This window comes from Bacteroidota bacterium, from assembly GCA_019637975.1.
In the GTDB taxonomy this organism is placed as follows: domain Bacteria; phylum Bacteroidota; class Ignavibacteria; order UBA10030; family UBA6906; genus CAADGV01.
In genome coordinates, this window is sequence record JAHBUR010000013.1 from 37518 (window position 1) to 58165 (window position 20648).

The window sequence follows — 20648 nt, forward strand, 5'->3', positions numbered from 1 at the left end:
GCCGATCTACCACTTTCTTCGTTCGAGTGAAACAGTTGCCATCATCAGCAGAAAGCCGAGCATTGATGCGAAGTAGATGATATTGCGGGAATCGATGACGCCGCGGGCAATGCCGGAGTAATGAAAATCCACACCGACGAACTCAAGCGTTGATGCCATGAATGAGGGGAGGTAAATCAAAACCTTGTCCAACATGAACACGGCAAACGCCAGAATGAATCCCATGATGAACGCAACGATCTGATTGTCGGTGAGGCTGGATGCGAGCAATCCGAGCGCTATGAACACGCCTCCCATCAACATCAATCCGATGTAGCCGGTTACCACCTGGCCGAAATCAATCGAGCCGAGAATCGCCATCGTAATGACGTAGAGGAGCGTCGGCAGCAACGCCGCTCCGAGTACTACCCAGGCCGCAAGAAACTTGCCGATGATGATTTCAACATCCTTGACGGGCTTCGTGGTGAGCAGCTCGACTGTGCCGGATTTCCGTTCTTCCGCAAGCAGGCGCATCGTAATTGCCGGGGCAATCACGAGGAAGAGGATCTTCACCAGCGGTGAATCGAAGATAATGTACAGCGACGCTACGTTGTTCAGAAAGAGATTTGTCGAGAAGAACCAGCCGAGGATGGCCAGAAACACGACAATCACAACGTACGCAACGGGCGAGTTGAAATACGACTTCAGCTCGCGCTTGAATATAGGGAGAATGTTAGGATAGGAGTTCATGGTGCTGTGTAGTTAAAGAATCGTGTTGAAAATAAGTGATGAGTTGTTAGAGTTTAGGAACCTCTCATCCCTAAGACGTTGTCAACTTGTGAAACACCTCTTCCAGCGTCGTGGCTTTCCGGTGCATCTCCAAAATCACCCAGCCTTCGACAACCGCCATCCTGAACGCAGACTCACGAACATCGGCCCCCTTTTCAACATGCAACATGAAACGTGAAATGCCGTTGGTTTGTCCGAGAAGCTCGACGCTGCCGACGCCGGGAATGCTTCGCAGCTTCGGCGAAATTTGCTGCATCGGATCGGAAATGCCGGAACGCAATTCAAGCGTCAATGACTCGGAGCCGCGGAACTCCTGCTGAAGTTTCTCGGGCGTGCCGTCGGCAACGATCTTCCCTTCATTAATAATCAGCACACGATCGCATGTAGCCTGCACTTCGGAGAGAATGTGAGTGGAAAGAACCACCGTCTTTGCGCGGCCGAGCTGCTTGATCAGATTTCTGATTTCGACAATTTGATTGGGGTCGAGGCCGCTGGTCGGTTCATCAAGAATCAGCACCTCCGGCTCGTGAATCATTGCTTGCGCGAGTCCGACGCGCTGCCGGTATCCCTTCGACAACTCGCCGATATCCTTGTGCCGCACGCTTTCGAGTCCGCAGACGTGCACCATTTCCTTGATACGGTGGCTGATCTGCTTTCCGTTCATTCCATGAAGCTGCGCGGCGTACTCGAGGTATTCCAGCACATTCATTTCATGATAGAGAGGATTGTTTTCGGGCAGGTAGCCGATTTTCCTGCGGACATCAAGCGAGCGGTCAATCGTGCTCAGGCCGTCAACTTCCACCGTGCCGGTGGTTTGCGGCATGTAGCACGTAATGATTTTCATGGTTGTCGTTTTTCCGGCGCCATTCGGGCCGAGGAACCCCAAAATCTCGCCCGACTTTACATCGAAGGAGATGTCATCGACGGCCTTTTGATCGCCGTACAATTTGGTAAGATTGCGGACTGCAATTGACATAGGCGTTGATATTGTTATACAGAGAAATTGAACAGCGGATAGTCGTATTCACATTCCTGCCCATCAGTCAAGACTTGCCGATTGGCCGCCTGCAAAGGCGCAAAAAATCTAAACACGGAGGGAAAAAAAATCAAGAGAAATCGAAACGGCAGTGTCCTGATTTTGAGAGCCGGTGCTACCCGGAACGGTTTGCCTCCCGCCGTATGCAAGTTCTGAATCAACTATCATTCGTGGATATTCTCGGAAGATGTACGTAGTTTGATAAGGACAGATTGAGGATACAATGTTCTTTACTGCAATACGTACGTGGTTATTTGTACCACTGATGTTCGTTTCGACCATTCCCGCGTGCGCGCAAGAGAATACGCAGTTTTCGGATCGGCATCTCCAGTTTCCGAAAATGGAAAGCAAGTCACTCGAAGGGAATTTGATCGGCGACCCGCATGTTCGCGAAATGTGTGTTCTGTTGCCGCCTTCGTATTTCCAGTCAACCAAGACCCGCTACCCTGTCGTGTATTATCTGCACGGATTGGGAATGCGCGAAGACGGGCATCGCGAGAGTGTCGGAAGATTCCAACAACTGTTTCAGCATATAAAGGAGCGCAAGCTTCCGGAGATGATTCTGGTTGCCATCGACGGCACGACCGCATTCGGCGGAAGCTACTACGTCAATTCGCCGACAATCGGCAATTTTGAAGGCTATGTTGCGCGTGAGATAGTCGCGTTTACGGATAGTTCCTTCCGAACGAATCCCGGACGACAGTGGCGTGCCATTGCAGGATTCTCCATGGGGGGATACGGCGCAATTAAGTTTGGAATGAAGCACAGCGACGTGTTCGGGCAGGTGGGGAGCTTGAGCGGCAGCCCGTTGTCAGTCCGCTACCGGAAGACCATATATCGCAGGGCCCTTGCTGGGCACAGCCGTCCGGCTCATGTTCTCGAGTTGCGAGAGAAGATTCCTTTTGAGAAGAACTGGTCCCTGGCTGCAGCATACGCAAAAGCGGCGGCGCTATCTCCCAACCCGCGAAAGCCCCAACTCTTCCTCGATCTTCCGTTCCAGTCCGGTTCGGATGATCGGGACCCGGTGTGGAAGAAGTGGATGGATGAAGATCCTCTCACCCTTGTCGGCCGTTATCGGGACGAACTCTCCTCTCTTGATCAAATCTATATCGACCACGGGGAAGATGAAACAACACTCGGAACCGAAGATTTTCTCCGTGAACTGGTTCGCTACGGCATCGGCCACACGCATTTCATTTTCCGCGGCGATCATACGGATGAACTGTTCTTCCGCCATTTAAGAATGTTGCAGTTCCTTTCCGCGCGGTGGATGGGGGAGTAACAAAGACGGCGAACGAATTGGTATTGTCGTTCGATTCAATCATGCCGTATCTCCATCGCAGCGCTTCCTCGCAGATCGCCGCCGCCGCAAAAAAACACCCTGTCCGCTAAACCAAGTCCGAGAGTATAGAACCCGTCCGGGTTTCTTGGGTAAGTCCTCCGAAAGGTACGTTACGGTCCGGGGTAGGATTCCTGCCCTTGGTTGTTCCGTTGGGCGTCGTGCGTTCCGTTTCTTTCATTTGCCCGGCACCAACGCGAGCGCGGCAGTGTACGGGACAAGCCAATCGGCAAGCGTGTTGAAACTTCTTCCCCTCTCCGTTCGTACCTCCGTATGCAGCTGCGACGAGTGATTTCCGGCGGCTTGCAAACACCATCCGCAACAACCTCTACAAGTACTGCAGCGGGCCGTTTCTGTACCGGCCCCAGGGTTCTCTTTTCTTGCACGGGTAATGTTCTTTTTCATAACGGAGGGTAGTATGCGGTATGCAAAACAGTTGCTCTCAGCAGCAGTTGCACTTCTCATTCAACCGGCAGTCTTACCGGCGTCTGAAATCGTCCCGGCGCGATTGCCGTCCATTGACGGAAGAATTGAAGAAGCGGAATGGTCGGGTGCCAAGGTGTTCGACAACTTCTTTACTGTCGTTCCGAAAACCGGCAACCGTCATGAGGACAGCACGATAGTGTTCGTCAAACAATCTCCCGATGCCCTCTATTTTGCATTCAAGTTTCATCCCCGCGGCAAAGTCATCACCCAATCGTTGATTCGGGATCAGAGTTCCGATGAGGAAAATGAATTCTTCATCGTTCTCGATCTTGAGAACAAGAACCAGAACGGCTACATCTTCGTCTTCAATTTCATCAACAACCAGCGGGACATGGCAATCTACAACCAACGGAATATTACCTTCGAATGGGATTGGGTGTGGCAATGCAGATCGGTGGTGTACAAGGAGCCGACGGTGAATGAGAACGGATACATCGAAACCGAAGTACGGATCCCCGTTGACAAGATACAGAACAAAAGCCGCGAACAAATCGGCATCGACCTGCAACTGTTTGCGTACAAGCCCGACGGTTCGTCCTACTTCTACGCGCTGACCCCCGAGAGCGAAATCCTGACTGTCAAAAGCACGTACAAATTCGACATCGAACCGTTTGAAGAAAGCCTCACGCCTGATGTTACGGCGATTCCCTTTGTCGTCGCGCAGCGCGCGCAAGGTACACCGACAACAGGAACATTCGGCGGCGACCTGCACATGTCGCTCGACAAGCACAAGCTGAAGGCAACATACAACACGGATGAATCAACGCTCGAAGCCGATCCGTTTCAATTCTCGCTTTACGGACAATCAATCTTCCTGCAGGAGAAGCGTCCGTTCCTCAGCAAAGACCTCGACATCTACCGGATGCCCATCACGCTTTTCTACACACGCGCCATCCAGGATATTCAATGGGGAGGGAACTATACCTTCCGCAGCAACAACGTGAAGGGGGGAGTGGTTTCCGTGCAGGATGAGCTTGACTCGGACGGCGACGGCAGGAATGAAAAACGCCATCTTACCGTTGCTCGCACGACCTGGCAGGGGAGCGATGTGAACGTGGGAGGAACGCTGCTGTACGGGAGGAATTCGGACACGAAGGCAACCGAGCGCGTCCTGAGTGTGGACGGGCGTGTCGAGTTGCCCGGGGGCTTCCGCTTCCAGCCGCAGTTCGCGACCAACACAAAAGGGAACGCGTTCCAGCTTCAACTTGCCAAGTTATACAATTGGGCGGGGGGATTCTACGGCACCCTGTCGTACCGGAAGTTCGGCTACGACTTCGACGTCTCGACCCTGTTCAACAACTACGGCACCGAGTACCATGAACGGTACGCGCAGATCGGCTACCGCAGCGTCAACAACCGGCCGCTCTTTTCCCAAATCGAAGTGAGCGGGGAGTATTTCAAAGCCTCAACCCTCTCAAGCGGGTTCATCTACCAGGAATACGGCGCCGTGTATCTCTCGAACAAACTTCTGGAAAATCTCCAGCTCGATCACCGCGTGGAGATCAACCGTCCCGAACAGGCAACCGCGGCCGGCATCATCACGCACAAGAACACACTGCAAGACCACAGCGCGAAGGTCATTCTCGGTCCGCAGGCAATCACTGTCGGTTACAACTTCGGCCCCTACTTCGGCACGTATCTGAAGAATCCCTACGTGAACGCCCGCATTATTTTCTGGGACCGGCTTGCCTGGAACATCACGCTGAACCATCTTGACTATGCCAATGTGAGCCAGACGATCATCCGTGTCAAGATGGACGTTCGCTTGCTGGAGCAGCTGTACCTCCGCTCATTTGTACAGAAGGATAATTACCGCAAGTTAGGACTCTGGAACACACTGCTGCAATACGAGTTCTTCGCGGGCAGCAATGTCTATTTCGTGCTGAACCAGGTTGGCGAGAACTTTCAACAGAGCGGACAGTTCTTCAAGCTGGGGTATGAAGTGAATCTGTAAATGTGAAACCTGCAAGATGACGAAGGAGCCTGACATTTTTTACCGGTTTGGCGGTAATTTATGTGCTCAAGACCTAAATACAAGTGAGGAGTGCTACGAGAATGGAGACGAGTTCATTGGGGTTTCAAATTGGAGGGAAGCCGATCTGTAGAAGATATTCAAACGTTGGATCGCAGAACTCCGCATCTTCAAGATACTACGAAGATTCGTACGTCTTCCGTTGCGAAACAGCTGCAAGTAACAAAAAAAACACCGCCTCGTGAGTGGCGGTGTTTGTTATGATGGTCGGTGTTCAGACGATTTGGAACAGCCTTGAACTCTTCACTGTGAGGCAATTTTCCAGTATGATGGTCCGGGAGTTCCTCGATTTCAGACGACAAAAGCCCTGATACGCAGTCTGCATGCTGCGGGGCATAGTACGCGCAGTATCGGCAATGCGAATTCAGTATTGTATTTGAAGTTGGGAAGAGACGCTTGCAGCGTTCGTCGGCCGGCTCAGAACGGCCGCCGTCCACCGCCGCCACCCCTGTTCCCTCCACCGCCGTATCCTCCTCGGTTCCCACCACCGAATCCACCTCCTCTGCCTCCGCGTCCGCCGCTCTCGGATTTCGGCCGGGCCTCATTCACAGTCAATGCGCGTCCCATCAACTCCTTTCCATTCAATGCTTCGATTGCGGCTTGGGCCTCTGATTTTTTCGACATCTCGACAAATCCGAATCCCTTGGACTCGCCGCTGAACTTGTCTTTAATGACGTTAACAGACATGATCTTGCCGAACGGCTCGAAGAGCTGCTGCAGATCGCTATCGCCTGCTTCACGCGAGAGGTTGCCTACGAATAGTTTCATACCGGACTCCTTGTTTGATTGATTTGTGATATTCCAACTGTGTGCATGTCGTTCGGCATGAGCCGGAAGGCAGCAGGTTGAATGTTTGTGACGAAAACCCGAATATCGTACCCGTGCTCTTCACAGAATACAAAAAAGGGAGAAGAAACCCTATTTAATTCCATGGAGATTTGTCCGCTACACCCGCGGGCGCTTCGTATGCCACTCCGTTACCGACTGGAACATATGCGCCATCGCCAGAACATCGGATTCCGCAAAGGGGCGCCCGATGACTTTCAATCCAATCGGCAGCTTCGTTTTGCTGAAACCGCAGGGAACAGAAACGGCGGGCAACCCTGCAAGGTTTTCCACTGCTTCAATCGTGTTGCCTCCACCAAAGATTGATTGCATATCGGCTTCTATCGGCGGGGCGCATTGCAGCGTGCTGGAGCCGAGAATGATGTCGTATTGTGTGAACAGGTGCGCAACGTCGTGAGAAATTCTTGTCCGGATGCGCTGGCAACGGAGATAATCCACGGCCGTGATGAGTTGGGCTCCTAACAACTCGCCTCGGCGGTCGGGATCGATAATTCCTGAGACTTTCCCCGCCTTCACAAGCGGCTCGAACGCCGAGGCTTCTTCGGCCGAGATGATTGTTGCCGCAATAGTTTCGTAAGGATGATCGGGGAGATGAATTTCTTTCGGGTCAAGTCCGAGTTGCTTGAACATTTCCAGAGCTTGCATGAACGCGAGTGCAACATCCGGCTCGCCCCATTTTTCATAATCTTCCCTGATAAATCCCACGCGAAGCTTCATGATGTTCTCGCGTGATTTGTTGGGAGTGAATTTGAACGGAGCCTGCACGCTCATCGCATCGCCAGCATCCCTCCCGTGAAGAATTGAAAACACCGTTGCAGCATCCGCGACGTTCCGGCACATCGGCCCGACTTTATCCATCGTCCACGAAAGTGCCATTGCCCCCGCCCTGCTGATGCGACCGAACGTGGGGCGCAACCCTGTGATACCGCAGAACGAGGAGGGCGTCATGATGCTGCCCCATGTTTCCGTACCGAGTGCGAACACGCAGAGCCCGGCAGCAACAGCCGCTCCCGATCCGCTGGACGAGCCGCCAGACCATCGCGTCAGATCCCAGGGCGTCCGGCACGCGCCGGTTGCTGTTGCCGTTGGCGGGCCCCCGGCAATTTCACTCATCGCCGCTTTTCCGAGGAGAATGGCGCCGGCTTCATGCAACTTCTTGATCACTGTCGCGTCCTCATCAATAGTCTGCCCGGCGTACGGCCTCGCACCCCACGTGGTCGGGTAGCCTCTTACGGCAAACAGATCTTTAACTGCATAGGGGATGCCGTGCAACGGGCCGCGATACAAACCGGAATTGATTTCGCGCTCTGCCTGCCGCGCCTGCTGCAATGCAAGATCCGCTGTTACTGTTACGAATGCATTCAACTTCGGCGCAATCTTCTCAATGCGCTTCAGATACTCCTCCGTCAGCTTGACGGGAGAGAGCTTCTTGCGCTTGATGAACTTCGCCAGCCCGGAGATGGGAGAATAGAGAACTTCTTCAGCAATCATCTCTTCGCATCCCCAATCTCCCCTTTTACTTTCGGACTTGAGAAGATGAAATCGGGCGGGAGACTGTTGGGCAGATCTGTTTCCCGTAGCGCGTTCATGTTCTGTTCATGATTCATCAAGAACTTTCCTGCGAGCTGCTTATCTTCTGCCGATAGCGTGTAGCCCGCAATACTGTCCGGTATCTCAATGTCGGGTTCGGCGTTCGAGGTTTGCGGGAGAATCGGCGAATGCTCGATCAGAGAAAACGCGCCGGCTGCAAGCAATTTCTTGCCGAATGAACGGCGGGTAAGTCGGTGCATGAGGGTTTCCTCCTAAAAAACCACCAAGTCGCAAAGGCACGAAGAGATGTTCTCAGTCTTGTGTCTTTGCTTGTTGTGAGATGATGACTCCGTTGCCTGTTCGAAGAAATGGAATTGCAAGTTCAAGGAACGGAGTCTTCTGTACATGCTGCATCGGGTGACGTGTGTTGAGAAGAACGTCCGGCTTTCCGTTCGGAAGCGCCGCGGCAAGCCTCTCAACTTCCGCACGGGGAATCATCTCATCCGAATCTCCCGCGGAAACAAGAACAGGAAAGGCTGCAAGTTTCACGGCATTTTCCGTAAGTCCCTCAGCCGGCATGGTTTCGATGAACTCCTTCGCTGAAGCAAGCAGGGCCTTCCATCCATCATCACCATTCGCGGGCGCATGATCCTGTTGAAGTTGCGCCGCCCACTGTGGCACCTTCTCCCGAATCTTCTCCGCGTCAAAATCCTTGACGGTTGACGCGACCGCTTCATGAGTCCAGTAGAATTTTGTCGCATGCATGAGCAGCGATTGAACTCTGCCCGGATGTTGAATGCCGAAGGCAAGCCCCACATATCCTCCGAGACTATAGCCGCAGATGCGTGCCGAATCGATCTGCAATGTTTCGTACAGCGAGAATAGATCGGCAACGAGTTGATGGAGACGAATCCGCCTGGAAGGGTTGTTTGTTCTTCCGTGTCCGCGTAAGTCAACGGCGATCACATGAAAGTGACGGGCGAAGTCGGGGATGAACCGGCGCCAGTGGCTTTCTATCGTGCCGAGAAGTCCGGGCAACAGAATCAGCGGCTCACCCGAGCCGTGTTCTTCATAATAGATGGCGCAATCCTTTGAGGAAATCAAAGACATGAGGAGAGCAGAGGAATTGGCTGAATTGAATTCCTGAAAGTATACAACAGCACGGGCTGAGATTCAAGCCCGTTTGCCCATCCGGACTGATTTTTGTATGTTGGTGTTGCAGCAATGCACCAGACATCAGGCGAGCAAACGATGCCCATTCAACTCAAAAAGCAAATGATCGTTGTCGGCGATCGCGTTCTTGTTGAACTCGATACCGGCCAGGACAAAACGAAAGCCGGACTCTATTTGCCCGAAACTGTTCGAGAGAAGGACAAGGTGGCAACGGGGCGCGTCGTTAAGGTCGGGCCCGGATACGCCGTGCCGAATCCGAACTACACGGATGATGAACCGTGGTCAAAACCCAAAGATCCGGCACGCTACATCCCTCTACAAGTGAAGGAACTCGACCAGGTTTTGTTCCTTCGTGAACAGGCAATTGAGGTTGAGTTTCAAGACAAAAAGTACCTTGTCGTTCCGCAAACAGCCATTCTGATGATCGTCCGGGACGAACTTCACGAGGAACTGTAGCCTGCTTTTCCGTGTAATTTCCTGCCACTCGAATTGCCCAAACTGAGGCCGTTTCCGGCATTTTTTCATCCCTCCCAAGAATAAGAATTCCCTTCTCATATTTGGCCAGCAAAGCCCTTTCCCCCAAAACTAACACCTCAAAATGTAGATTTTGCCGCTGTTTTCTTCAGAACTCCATGGCACAATGGTTGACCCGTTTGCCTGCTGTAGGTAATCTCAAGAATTAACTCAGTCACAAGCATAAGGGGGTAGCGCGTGTTTCGGATTGTTGCCAAGCAACAGCTCGCACCAACGATTAGCAAGTACATCATCGAAGCGCCGTTCATTGCCCGCAAACGCAAGGCGGGCAATTTTGTCATCATCCGGGTGATGGAAGGAGGCGAACGCATCCCGCTCACGATTGTTGACAGCGACCCTGCCGCCGGAACAGTCACGCTCATTGTTCAGGCTATCGGCAAAACAACGAAACTTCTCGCAACAAAACGGGAAGGTGAGTTCATCAAAGACGTTCTCGGCCCTCTCGGCAATCCCACGCCGATTGAGCATCACGGAACCGTTGCCTGTATAGGAGGCGGAGTCGGGACGGCAGAACTTCTGCCGATAGCCAAAGCTCTGCACGCCGCGGGAAACACGATCTATTCTATTATCGGAGGGAGAACACGGGAGCTGGCAATTCTTGAAGAAGAGATGAAGGAATGTTCTCAAGAAGTCTTTGTTACAACAGATGACGGCTCGTACGGTCGCAAGGGGCTCGTTACCGATCAGTTGAGAGATTTTCTTGATGGAGATTTCGGAATCAAAGCTGTGTATGCAATCGGGCCGCTGCCGATGATGAAAGCAGTCGCCAATCTTACCAAACACTACAACATCCACACACTCGTCAGTCTGAATGCCATCATGGTTGATGGAACCGGTATGTGCGGCGGGTGCCGCGTGTCGGTGGGCGGAGAGATGAAGTTTGCGTGTGTTGACGGACCGGAGTTTGACGCCCATCTTGTGGATTTCGATGAGATGATCATGCGCAATCGGACATATCTTGATTTGGAAAAAGAATCGGACCACCGCTGCAATTTGTACAAGCAGGCGGATGCAATGGAGGGAGCTGCCTGATGGAAACCATCAACACTCTGAAGCCATCCGCACGAATGAAAATCCCCCGTCAGGATTCCATCGAACAGGAGGCAGATGCACGAAGCCGGAACTTTCAGGAAGTATCATTCGGATTGAACGAAGAGCGTGCGGCTATCGAAGCGCAGCGATGCCTTGAATGCAAGAACCCTGTCTGTCAGGATGCATGTCCCGTGAACATCGATATTCGCGGTTTTATCCAATTAATGTTGAGGAAGGATTACAGCGGTGCCGTCGATAAAATCCGCGAAGCGAACTACCTTCCCGCCATTTGCGGCAGAGTCTGTCCGCAGGAAAGTCAGTGTGAGGCCGAATGCACGCTCGGCAAGAAACACGATCCCGTTGCCATTGGCAAGCTCGAACGCTTTGTCGCCGACTACGAGATGTTGCACAACACATTCAATGCACCGTTTGTCAGCGACCGGCGTAAGGAGAAAGTGGCAATTGTCGGTTCGGGTCCGGCGGGACTCACCTGTGCGGCCGAACTTGCGAAGTTGGGCTACAACGTGACGATCTTTGAAGCGCTGCACGCTTTGGGCGGCGTGTTGCGGTACGGTATTCCGGAGTTTCGTCTTCCGAAGGAGATTCTGGACATCGAGATGGAGCGCATCAAAGCTCTCGGCGTGGAAATCTACACCAACTTCCTTGTCGGACGCACAGCAACAATTGATGAATTTTTCGACGAATGGGGCTTCAGCGCGATATTTCTCGGAACCGGCGCGGGAACGCCGACATTCATGGGAATTCCGGGCGAGAATCTCAGCGGCGTATATTCGGCAAACGAATTTCTCACACGCGTGAATCTGATGGGCGCGTTCAAGTTTCCGGACAATGATACCCCTGTGAAAATCGGCAATCAGGTTGCGGTGATCGGCGGAGGAAACACCGCCATGGATGCCGTCCGCACAGCCAAACGTCTCGGGGCCGAGAAGGCATACCTCGTCTATCGCCGCTCGCGTCAAGAAATGCCGGCACGCGAGGAGGAGATTCATCATGCAGAGCAGGAGGGAATTGAGTTTCTCCTGCTCACCAATCCGACGAGAATTCTCAGCACAGAGGGCAATTGGGTTCGGGGTCTCGAATGCCAGCGGATGGAATTGGGTGAACCGGATGAATCAGGACGGCGCAAACCTGTCGCAGTCGCTGGTTCAGAATTTGTGCTTGATGTCCAGACTGTCATCGAAGCAATCGGGCAAAAGCCAAACCCGATCATTCAATCAACAACCCCCGGCTTGAAAACAGGCAAGCGAGGAGTTGTTGAGGTGGACGAGAAACAAACAACCACGCGTCGCGGTATTTTTGCCGGTGGCGATTTGTCGCGCGGTGGAGCGACCGTGATTCTTGCCATGAAGGATGGAAAGATTGCCGCGGCGGAAATTCACAACTATTTGCAGTCGAATCATCGTCCGGTATCAAGTCAAATGACATCCCTTTCAACAGCCCAACAATCATAGGTCGGTATGGTAGACAACGAGACCCTTTACAGAACAATTCTTGACGCGATTCCACACCCCGTTCTGCTTGTGGATGATGATGTAAACATCATCGACCTGAACAGGGCGGCGATGGAATTGGTCAACAAAGCCCGGCTCGACGTATTGTACATTCGCGGCGGTGAGGCGCTTGACTGCATTCACGCAAACGACTCGCCCGGCGGCTGCGGCCGGGGCCCTCATTGCGGCGACTGCGTCATCCGTAATTCGGTGACGGCATCGCTGTCCGGGAAACCGGTACACCGTCAGCGGACCAAAGCGGAGCTTGTGCGAGGCGACATCGTGAAGGAGATCGAACTGATGGTAACCACATCACCTGTGTGGATTCACAACCGAAGACTCGCGCTGTTGATTCTGGAAGATATCACGGAAATCGTGCGACTGCGCACCCTCGTGCCGATGTGCTCAAAATGTCGCCGGGTCAGGAATGACGAGCAGTTCTGGCAATCAGTCGAAGCATACATCAAAGCGGAATTCAATGCCGATGTAACGCACAGTCTGTGTCAGGAATGCATCACGGAACTTTATCCCGAACACAGCGAAGCGATTCTTCGCAGCATTTCCAACCGTGCAAACGGAAGGAACCATTCGTGACTGATTCGAAGCGCTTCACTGTTCTGGTTATCAACCCGGGCTCCACATCAACCAAGATGGCAATCGTGGAGGATGAAAGTATTGTTGCGTCCGAAACGTTGCGCCACGAAAGCAGCGAACTGGCCCGGTACGAAGCGATTTGGGATCAGTTCAACTATCGGCTGATGCTCTGCCGTCATTGGTCGGCACCGAAGCTCGGAACGTGCTCGGCTGTTGTTGCGCGCGGTGGGTTGTTGCGGCCCGTGCCCGGCGGAACATATCTCGTCACTGTGGATATGATCGATGATGCACGGGGAAACCTGCAGGGTGAACACGCATCCAATCTCGGCAGTGTACTTGCCCATGAACTTGCGTCGGAATATAATTGTCCTGCTTATGTCGTCGATCCGGTTTCGGTGAACGAGTTCGAGCCGCTGGCAAGATATTCGGGACTTCCGTTTATTGAACGGAAGAGCCTGTCCCATGCGCTGAATATTCATGCGGCTGGTCGCCGCGCAGCGAAAGACCTCGGCGTGCGTTTTGAACAATCCTCGCTCGTCGTGGCACATCTCGGAGGCGGCATTTCCGTGGCCCCGCTTCGCGGCGGGAGAATCATCGATGTGAACGATGCGTCAAGTGACGGGCCCTTCTCACCCGAGCGGTCTGGAGGACTTCCGCTTCAGCAGTTCATCACGCTCTGCTTCTCCGGAACGTATGGCGAGATGGAAATCCGTGACTTCGTTCGACGTCATGGCGGGTTGGCAGCCTATCTCGGCACGAACGACTTGACGGAAGTTGAGCGGCGGATCGCCGGCGGAGACAACGAGGCCGCGCAAGTGTATGAAGCAATGGCGTACCAGATCGCAAAGGAAATTGGGGCGATGGCAACTGTGTTGAAGGGGAAGGTCGATGCCATTGTCCTCACGGGAGGAGCGGCCAACTCCAAAATGCTAACGTCATGGATCGAGGATCGGGTACGCTTCATCGCCCCGGTAAAGATCTATGCAGGTGAAGATGAAATGGCGGCGCTTGCACAAGGGGCGCTACGAGTACTTCGGGGAGACGAAGAAGCGAAGAGATACTGAAACCGAAATCCTACATTCCCAAAACCCGCGGTTCAAGGAGATCAGGAGAGTGAATGATGATCAACAATTTTGGCCAACTGCTCAGCGAAGCGCTGAAACACAAAGGCAAACGGGTTGCTGTTGTGTATCCGAACAACACGGAAACATTGCAGGCGGTGTACGATGCTTGCGAGCGAACTCTCGCCCGCTTTATTCTAATCGGGGATCAGGAAATAATTGAGCGCAAAATTGCGGAGATGGGCGAGACCCGCAAGCCGTTTGAGATTGTGCATCGTGCCACGGTACATGAAGCGCTCAACACGGCCATCTACTATGTACGTGACGGGAAATGCGACGTGTTGATGAAGGGCGGCGTTGATACGTCAACGATGATGAAAACCGTTCTGCATGAAGACTCCGGCATCCGGACGGGGCGATTGTTGAGCGATATCTTCATTCTCGAATTCCCGCAACGCATCGACAACAAGTTCGTGATGATCACCGACGGCGGAATGACTCTCGCGCCCGATCTCAAAAACAAAGTCGAGCTTATCAACAATGCTGTTGAAGTTGCCCATGCCCTCGGAAATCCCAACCCGAAAGTCGCCGTGCTCTCGGCAACTGAATTCGTTGTTCCATCACTCCAATCAACACTCGATGCGGCTGCGCTTTCGAAAATGAACGAACGCGGACAAATCAAAGGCTGCATCGTGGACGGGCCTTTTGCGCTTGATAATGCAGTTTCCGCCGAAGCCGCCGCCGAAAAAGCCATCGGTTCGCCTGTTGCCGGACACGCCGAGATTCTGATTGCCGCGAACATCGAATCCGCTAACAGTCTCGCCAAAAGCACAACGTACTTTGCCGGACTCAGGCTTGCCCATGTAATTGTCGGCGGCAAAGTACCTATCCTGATACCGTCGAGGGCGGACAAAAGTGAAGCCAAGATGCTCTCGATTGCCCTTGGCGTGCTGATGAATGCGTATTACGAGCAAAATCCGCCCGGCTGATACCCGCCGAAACAAGCCTCACACGGTTGTCGTATTACCCTGCAGTCAGGAGGCTCACTATGGAAACCGGAACGTACCAGCGCTTTCGTCACAACCTAGAACGCCAGCGACAGAATCTTCTTGAGTGGCTGCGAGGAACTCCGCCTGAACAGAAGCACATTCATCTCGGCCCCGTCTCTGAACAGGAAATCAAGACGCGGCTGGAAAAGCTTGATGAAGCCATTACTCGAACCGAGCATCAAACGTTTGGCTTGTGCACAGTCTGCCATGAAGATGTGGATGCGGAACTGTTGGAAATGGATTTCACCTCATGTGTCTGTCTTGATCATTTCTCGGACGATCAGCGACGACGACTTGAGCAGGATCTCGAACTCTCGCACAAAGTGCAGAAGGCATTGCTGCCGAAGGAAGCGCCCGCTATCCCGGGTTTGCGCATCGCGGCGTTCATTCAACCTGCCGAGATTGTCGGGGGAGACTATTTTGATTTCTTCCGATTCAAGGATGGCTCGCACGGGTTCGCCGTTGCCGATGTGATGGGAAAGGGATTACCTGCGAGTATGCTCGTTGCCAGCATGCAGGCGTCGCTGCGCATTCTCGTTCCCGACAACGACTCCCCCGCGGATGTGATGAAGCGGTTGAATCATCTCTTCTGCCATAACATCCATCTCATCAAGTTCATTACGATTTACCTCGGACGTTACAATCCCGAGACCCATGTGCTGGAGTACTGCAACGCGGGGCACAACCCGCCTGTTCATCTGCACTCATCCAACGGACTTGCGGCAAGCAAACTGATGCCGACAGGTGCTGCCATCGGATTGACGGAAACGATGGTATACGAAAACGCAAAAGTCGAGTTGAAGAAGGGTGATTCCCTGTTGCTGTACACAGACGGTTTGACTGAAGCGCGCAATGCGAGCTCCGAAGAATTTGGAGAGCAGCGGCTCACCTCGTGGCTGACTGCCAATTCCCATCTCGATGCAAAACCTATGCTTGACGGTCTGCGGACTTCACTCCGCGACTTCACCGGCTCGGCAAAATATGCAGATGATTTAACGCTTGTGGCGGGGAAAGTGGTGGGATAAGAACAAAAGGGCAGAACAGTGTTCTGCCCTTTGCCTTTCGGAAACAGCAGTCTACAACACGCTTACATCTTTCCCAATACCGGCTTACTCCCCAGCACCTCTTCAATTGTCAGCTTCTCAATCGGGCCTAAGCGTAATGCCCGGATGCCTTCCTCGACTTTCGACATATCTCCAACGACAACAATTGCAATCTTCTCCGGGTCGACGTACTTCTTTGCAACACGCACAACGTCATCCTTCGTCACGGCGAGGATGTTCTTCGTGTAGTTGTTGAAGTAGTTGTCCGGGAGATTGTAGATGACGAGATCGGCCAACCGGCCTGCAATATCGCCCACGGATTGGAAGTCGCTGGGGTAGCTGAGAGCAACGTAGTTCTTCGCTCTCGTCAATTCGTCTTCGGTAATAGTAGAGATGTTCGTGAGCTCCTTCATGAACTCCGTTAGCGCCTTGTCCGTTACATCCGTCTGCACATCCGACGATGCAATGAACGATCCCGGCATCGGCAGGAAGCTGAACCGCGATCCCGCGCCGTACGAGTAGCCGTGTTCTTCCCGCAGATTGTTGTTCAAGCGTGAGGTGAACGAGCCGCCGAGGATCGTATTCATCACAACAATCGGGTAGTAATCCTCGGTTGTACGAGCCACGCCGATGCGTCCGATACGGATAACTGATTGCGCAGCCCCGGGCTTGTCAACGAGGTAAATCTTTCTCGATTCAACTTGTCGGGCGGAAGGCCAGGTCGAGCTTGCGACTTTGCCCGTCTTCCATTTCCCGAACAGCGCGTTCAGTTTCGGCAGAAGCGCTTTTGCCGTTACATCTCCCACAACAATCAACGTCGCGTTGTTCGGATGGAAGTAGGTTGAATGGAATTTCTTCAGCTCGGCAACGTTGAACCCGCGGATCGTCTTTTCATCGCCCATTGTCGGCGGGCCGTAAGGATGATTCTTGCCGAACAGAACATCGTTGAACAGCGTCGATCCGACGACACGCGGTTCGTCGTGCCACTGAAGCAATGTTGTCAAACGTTCGGCACGATTCCGCTCCAACTCTTCAGCGGGAAACTTGGGCCGCAGCGCTGCATCCGCAAACAATGCCAGCGCCGAATCGAGCTTGCTGAGCGGCGTGAAGAGCGAGACTGTTGTTGTATGCATTCCGGCATTCACCGATATGTTTGCGCCGAGAAAATCCGCGGCATCAGCAAACGCAAGCGCATCGCGGCTGCCCGCGCCCTCCTGCATCATTGCAGCCGTCATGCTTGCGAGTCCACGTTGCCCGGCCGGATCCATGGCTGTGCCTGCGTTCACCAGCAAATTCACCTGCACAAGCGGAACCTGATGCTTCTCCATCAATACAACCTTCAGGCCGTTCGAAAGCTTCAGGTGCTGGATTGCGGGAAGCGTCAGCGACGGCGGTGGACCGAGCTCAGGCGGCTTGCTGCGGTCAACCGTTTGCGCAACGCCGAATGACCAATAGCTGCAGACTAAATAGACTAAACAGACTAAAGCGACTGTACTTCGAATTCTCTTCATTGCTTTGTTACCTCCTGCGTATACGTCGCGGCAAGATCTTTCTTTCCTTTCGGAACGATGCTGAGCACGACACGCTTGTCGTTATGCAAGAATGTTTTTGCGGCCGCGGTTATGTCGTCCGCGTCAACGGCCTTGTAGCGGAACAAATCCTCGTTGAAGAAATCAGGGTTGCCGGTAAACTGGAAATAGTTGTTGAACTGATCGGCCTTGTTCTCCACCGATTCAAGCCGGGCAAGGAAGCTTGCCTCGTACTGGTTCACCGCCCTCTGCACTTCACGCTCCGTCGGGTTCTCGCGTTTGATGCGATCAATTTCCTCCTGCACAAGCTTTTCGATTTCCTGCAGCGTATGTCCGCTGCGTGCGGTGACTTCAATAATAAAGATGGAACCCAACCTCATCGAATAGTTGTACGCCGAAACATCCTGAGCAACCTGCAGGTCGTACACAAGGCGCTTGTACAGGCGGGAGTTTTTTCCGCCTGCAAGAACGCTTGCCATGATATCGTTCGTTGCATCCATTCCGGTGAAAACGCCCGGCGCATGCCACGTCATGTACAAACGCGGAAGCTGGACGTTATCTTCCATGACAAGCCGTTTCTCGCTTTCGAGATACGCTGCAACGGGATCGATGGGAGGAATGTTTCTTCCGCGGGGAATTTCGCCGAACCACTTCTCCGCCGCTTTCTTCGTTTGTTCGATATCGATGTCGCCCGCAATGGCAAGCACCGCGTTGTTCGGCACGTACCAATCCTTGAAAAAATTCACAACATCGTCATAACTCGCCGCGGTCAAATCCGCCATCGAGCCGATGGTCGGCCACGAGTAGGGATGCCCTTTCGGGTAGAGTTGCTCGAAGAGTGTGAGGTATGCCATTCCGTAAGGCCTGTTCTCGTACGACTGGCGGCGCTCGTTCTTCACCACATCGCGCTGTCCGTCCACTTTCGCGGGGGACATTGCATCCAGCAAGAATCCCATCCGATCGGATTCGAGGAAGAGGGCGAGATCAAGCGCATTGCTCGGGACTGTTTCGTAGTAATTCGTCCGGTCGGTGTTGGTGGAGCCGTTGTTGTTGCCTCCCGCCGCTTCGAGCCAGCGGTCGAACATTCCTTCCGGCACATTCTTCGAGCCTTCGAACATGATATGCTCGAACAAATGCGCAAAGCCCGTGCGTCCCGGCTTTTCGCGTCCCGAGCCGACGAGATAGTAGATGTTCACGGCCACCGTCGGCGTCGAGCGATCCTGATGCAGAATCACGTTCAGCCCGTTGGGCAGAACAACCCGCGTGTATGGCACGCGTATCCGTACATCCTGTGCAGCGGCGGAGAGAACCGCCGAGCAAAGGAGTGCGGCTAAAAGAAAACGTTTCATGAATAACTCCTGAGTGTGAGAGTGTGTGACAGGTGTTTCGTGGTACGAAAAGCACATGTGAAAGGTTACCCAAACATGGCCGGAAAAGCAAAATTTTGGGCGATTTTGCTGCTTGACAATGGAGGTGGGATTTGGTATGCTAAATCCAGCGAGTGTAATTCTGCGAACAACCTAGGTAGGGAGAATGAAACCGTTTGGGACACACAAAGTTCGGCTACTCGTATCGTCGTTTTGTTGCTTATGCTTGCTCAGTCCTTCCAGCATACGCGCAACGAATAACCTTCGAGCTCAAGACGAGGGGAGCAGAATCGCACAAAGAGTTCTCCCCTCAGTCGCGATTGTGAAGGCATTTGATAATCAACAAAAAGAGATCGCCTTTGGCAGTGGTTTTCTGGTTCGGCCAGATGAGGTGGCCACCAATTTTCATGTCGTCAAAGGGGCATCGGATATCGTTATCAGATTCGTGAATAACACTGATGAATTCAAAGTGATCGGGGTTGTCGGAATAGACATCAAGCACGACTTGGTCGTACTTAGGCTAGCAACGCCAAATGGCAACAGGCCCCTGGTGATAGGGAATTCTGATAACGCTAGGGTTGGAGACGATGTCTACGTAGCTGGCAACCCAATAGGATTGGAAGGAACCTTGTCGAAGGGAATTATCAGCGCACGCCGAGGCGATAAGCATATCCAGTTGACAGCACCGATATCACCGGGCAGTAGTGGCAGTCCCGTTCTAGACAGAAGTGGGTCAGTAGTCGCTATCGCGACAGCGCTTCTGGGGGAAGGTCAGAATCTTAATTTCGCTGTGCCGAGCAACCATTTGAAGAAATTGCTCAAGCATCTAGATAGCGTTCAGACACTTGGTAGCCTAGCACCAATACCTCGCTGTGACGGACTCTACAAAAGTGAGGGGCATATTTCAAAAGGTACTGTAAGTGGAGGAGAGTATGATGGGCAAGTGCACATCGATGAGCTGTGGTACTATTTTCGGTTTTATGAGGATGGGACCGTGGTCTTTCAAAATACGTCTGCCCCCCTTGGAGATGTGATTCGTGGGGGATGGTTCAAGAAGGGTGGGAGGATGACGTTGCAGTCCCGTTATGAAATAGGTGATGATTCAAGCGTGGAGTTTTTATACAATGCTGGCACTGAGCTTGAAGCCAAGTATCTCTTTCGCTCCGACCAAGAACAGATGAGTCTCACAGTCTTCAGAAAAGGCTTTTTCCCAGAGACTTTCGGTCTGCTGTTTGTCAAATGCGATCTGCCTTAGCAATAACCAGAAACCGGTCTCATCATGGACAAAGGAGAGGTAATGTATTCAAATCCCGCAGAGGAAATCGATGCTCGCATGAGCGTACTGAAGAATTGCAGCATCGCTCTTGTTCAATTTGCAGAGGCTCTTTTGAGCTCAACCTCCTGGCGTCAGGGTGAGAAACAGTGGATTTTAAATTCCAAGTTTATTGCAGTCACCGTTCAACAAAGATCCCTACGTGTTACAATAAACGGCAATCTAAACAGATACAATTCCCTTCAGGGACTCCCGCTGAAGCCGTGGGCATTTCCTAACAAATCCTCGTTCGTTTTCAACAACGCGAAACAACTGGCAGCAGCCACGAATTATATTCTGCAGGCATATGAACTCAACATAGATCGAATTAGAGAGAAAAAGCTGACTCATTAGCTGGTTTATCACAATTTGGACAATTCGCGGAGAAGTAGGATGGGTACTTTGG

At 52.8% G+C, this 20648-nt stretch carries 19 protein-coding genes; 11 read left to right on the plus strand and 8 right to left on the minus strand.

Going from position 1 to position 20648, the window contains the following annotated elements; translation table 11 throughout:
• Positions 1 to 6: 6 nt before the first annotated feature.
• Both KF749_09065 and KF749_09070 read right to left on the minus strand, forming a co-directional pair.
• On the minus strand, positions 7 to 729 hold the full coding sequence (locus tag KF749_09065) for an ABC transporter permease (protein ID MBX2991307.1): 723 nt from the start codon (positions 727 to 729) through the stop codon (positions 7 to 9).
• 70 nt (positions 730 to 799) lie between these two features.
• Positions 800 to 1744, minus strand: coding sequence for an ATP-binding cassette domain-containing protein (locus KF749_09070; protein MBX2991308.1), 945 nt, complete (start codon positions 1742 to 1744; stop codon positions 800 to 802).
• A 283-nt stretch (positions 1745 to 2027) separates the two neighbouring features.
• Between KF749_09070 and KF749_09075 the strand changes: the two genes are divergently transcribed.
• Complete coding sequence (locus KF749_09075) at positions 2028 to 3086, plus strand: hypothetical protein (protein ID MBX2991309.1); 1059 nt, start codon at positions 2028 to 2030, stop codon at positions 3084 to 3086.
• A gap of 475 nt (positions 3087 to 3561) precedes the next feature.
• The gene (locus KF749_09080) at positions 3562 to 5583 is read left to right on the plus strand and encodes a hypothetical protein (protein ID MBX2991310.1); all 2022 of its coding nucleotides are present in this window, start codon (positions 3562 to 3564) and stop codon (positions 5581 to 5583) included.
• Between the two features lie 495 nt (positions 5584 to 6078).
• Here KF749_09080 and KF749_09085 read toward each other — a convergent pair whose 3' ends face one another.
• From KF749_09085 to KF749_09100, 4 genes are all read right to left on the minus strand, one after another.
• On the minus strand, positions 6079 to 6429 hold the full coding sequence (locus tag KF749_09085; GenBank protein MBX2991311.1) for an RNA-binding protein: 351 nt from the start codon (positions 6427 to 6429) through the stop codon (positions 6079 to 6081).
• 177 nt (positions 6430 to 6606) lie between these two features.
• Positions 6607 to 7998: an amidase gene (locus KF749_09090; GenBank protein MBX2991312.1), complete on the minus strand. Its 1392-nt coding sequence runs from the start codon at positions 7996 to 7998 to the stop codon at positions 6607 to 6609.
• Positions 7995 to 8297 carry a hypothetical protein gene (locus KF749_09095; GenBank protein ID MBX2991313.1) on the minus strand — a complete coding sequence of 101 codons (303 nt, stop codon included), beginning with the start codon at positions 8295 to 8297 and terminating at the stop codon, positions 7995 to 7997. Before KF749_09095 ends, KF749_09090 begins: the two co-directional genes overlap by 4 nt.
• A gap of 52 nt (positions 8298 to 8349) precedes the next feature.
• Positions 8350 to 9147: an alpha/beta fold hydrolase gene (locus KF749_09100; GenBank protein ID MBX2991314.1), complete on the minus strand. Its 798-nt coding sequence runs from the start codon at positions 9145 to 9147 to the stop codon at positions 8350 to 8352.
• A 141-nt stretch (positions 9148 to 9288) separates the two neighbouring features.
• Here KF749_09100 and KF749_09105 point away from each other — a divergent pair, with 141 nt between their 5' ends.
• The 7 genes from KF749_09105 (at position 9289) to KF749_09135 (ending at position 16016) form a co-directional block, all read left to right on the plus strand.
• A complete protein-coding gene (locus KF749_09105) occupies positions 9289 to 9666 on the plus strand; it encodes a co-chaperone GroES (GenBank protein ID MBX2991315.1) in 378 nt (125 codons plus the stop codon).
• Positions 9667 to 9921: 255 nt separating this feature from the next.
• Positions 9922 to 10776 (plus strand): sulfide/dihydroorotate dehydrogenase-like FAD/NAD-binding protein, encoded by an 855-nt coding sequence (locus tag KF749_09110; GenBank protein ID MBX2991316.1) that lies wholly within the window; start codon positions 9922 to 9924, stop codon positions 10774 to 10776.
• 35 nt (positions 10777 to 10811) lie between these two features.
• A complete protein-coding gene (gene gltA, locus KF749_09115; protein MBX2991317.1) occupies positions 10812 to 12248 on the plus strand; it encodes an NADPH-dependent glutamate synthase in 1437 nt (478 codons plus the stop codon).
• Positions 12249 to 12254: 6 nt separating this feature from the next.
• Positions 12255 to 12881 (plus strand): PAS domain-containing protein, encoded by a 627-nt coding sequence (locus tag KF749_09120; GenBank protein MBX2991318.1) that lies wholly within the window; start codon positions 12255 to 12257, stop codon positions 12879 to 12881.
• Positions 12797 to 13945 (plus strand): butyrate kinase, encoded by a 1149-nt coding sequence (gene buk, locus KF749_09125; protein MBX2991319.1) that lies wholly within the window; start codon positions 12797 to 12799, stop codon positions 13943 to 13945. Before KF749_09120 ends, buk begins: the two co-directional genes overlap by 85 nt.
• A gap of 53 nt (positions 13946 to 13998) precedes the next feature.
• Entirely contained in the window at positions 13999 to 14931 is a 933-nt protein-coding gene (locus KF749_09130; GenBank protein ID MBX2991320.1) for a bifunctional enoyl-CoA hydratase/phosphate acetyltransferase, read from the plus strand.
• A gap of 59 nt (positions 14932 to 14990) precedes the next feature.
• Positions 14991 to 16016, plus strand: a complete 1026-nt coding sequence (locus KF749_09135) for a PP2C family protein-serine/threonine phosphatase (protein ID MBX2991321.1) — start codon at positions 14991 to 14993, stop codon at positions 16014 to 16016.
• A 62-nt stretch (positions 16017 to 16078) separates the two neighbouring features.
• On the opposite strand, the gene KF749_09140 is transcribed toward KF749_09135, so the two are convergent.
• Positions 16079 to 17545 (minus strand): insulinase family protein, encoded by a 1467-nt coding sequence (locus KF749_09140; protein ID MBX2991322.1) that lies wholly within the window; start codon positions 17543 to 17545, stop codon positions 16079 to 16081.
• Positions 17542 to 18912 (minus strand): insulinase family protein, encoded by a 1371-nt coding sequence (locus tag KF749_09145; GenBank protein ID MBX2991323.1) that lies wholly within the window; start codon positions 18910 to 18912, stop codon positions 17542 to 17544. Before KF749_09145 ends, KF749_09140 begins: the two co-directional genes overlap by 4 nt.
• A gap of 340 nt (positions 18913 to 19252) precedes the next feature.
• On the opposite strand from KF749_09145, the gene KF749_09150 reads away from it, so the two are divergent.
• Both KF749_09150 and KF749_09155 read left to right on the plus strand, forming a co-directional pair.
• Entirely contained in the window at positions 19253 to 20185 is a 933-nt protein-coding gene (locus KF749_09150) for a trypsin-like peptidase domain-containing protein (GenBank protein ID MBX2991324.1), read from the plus strand.
• 42 nt (positions 20186 to 20227) lie between these two features.
• Positions 20228 to 20596 carry a hypothetical protein gene (locus KF749_09155; protein MBX2991325.1) on the plus strand — a complete coding sequence of 123 codons (369 nt, stop codon included), beginning with the start codon at positions 20228 to 20230 and terminating at the stop codon, positions 20594 to 20596.
• Positions 20597 to 20648 lie beyond the last annotated feature (52 nt).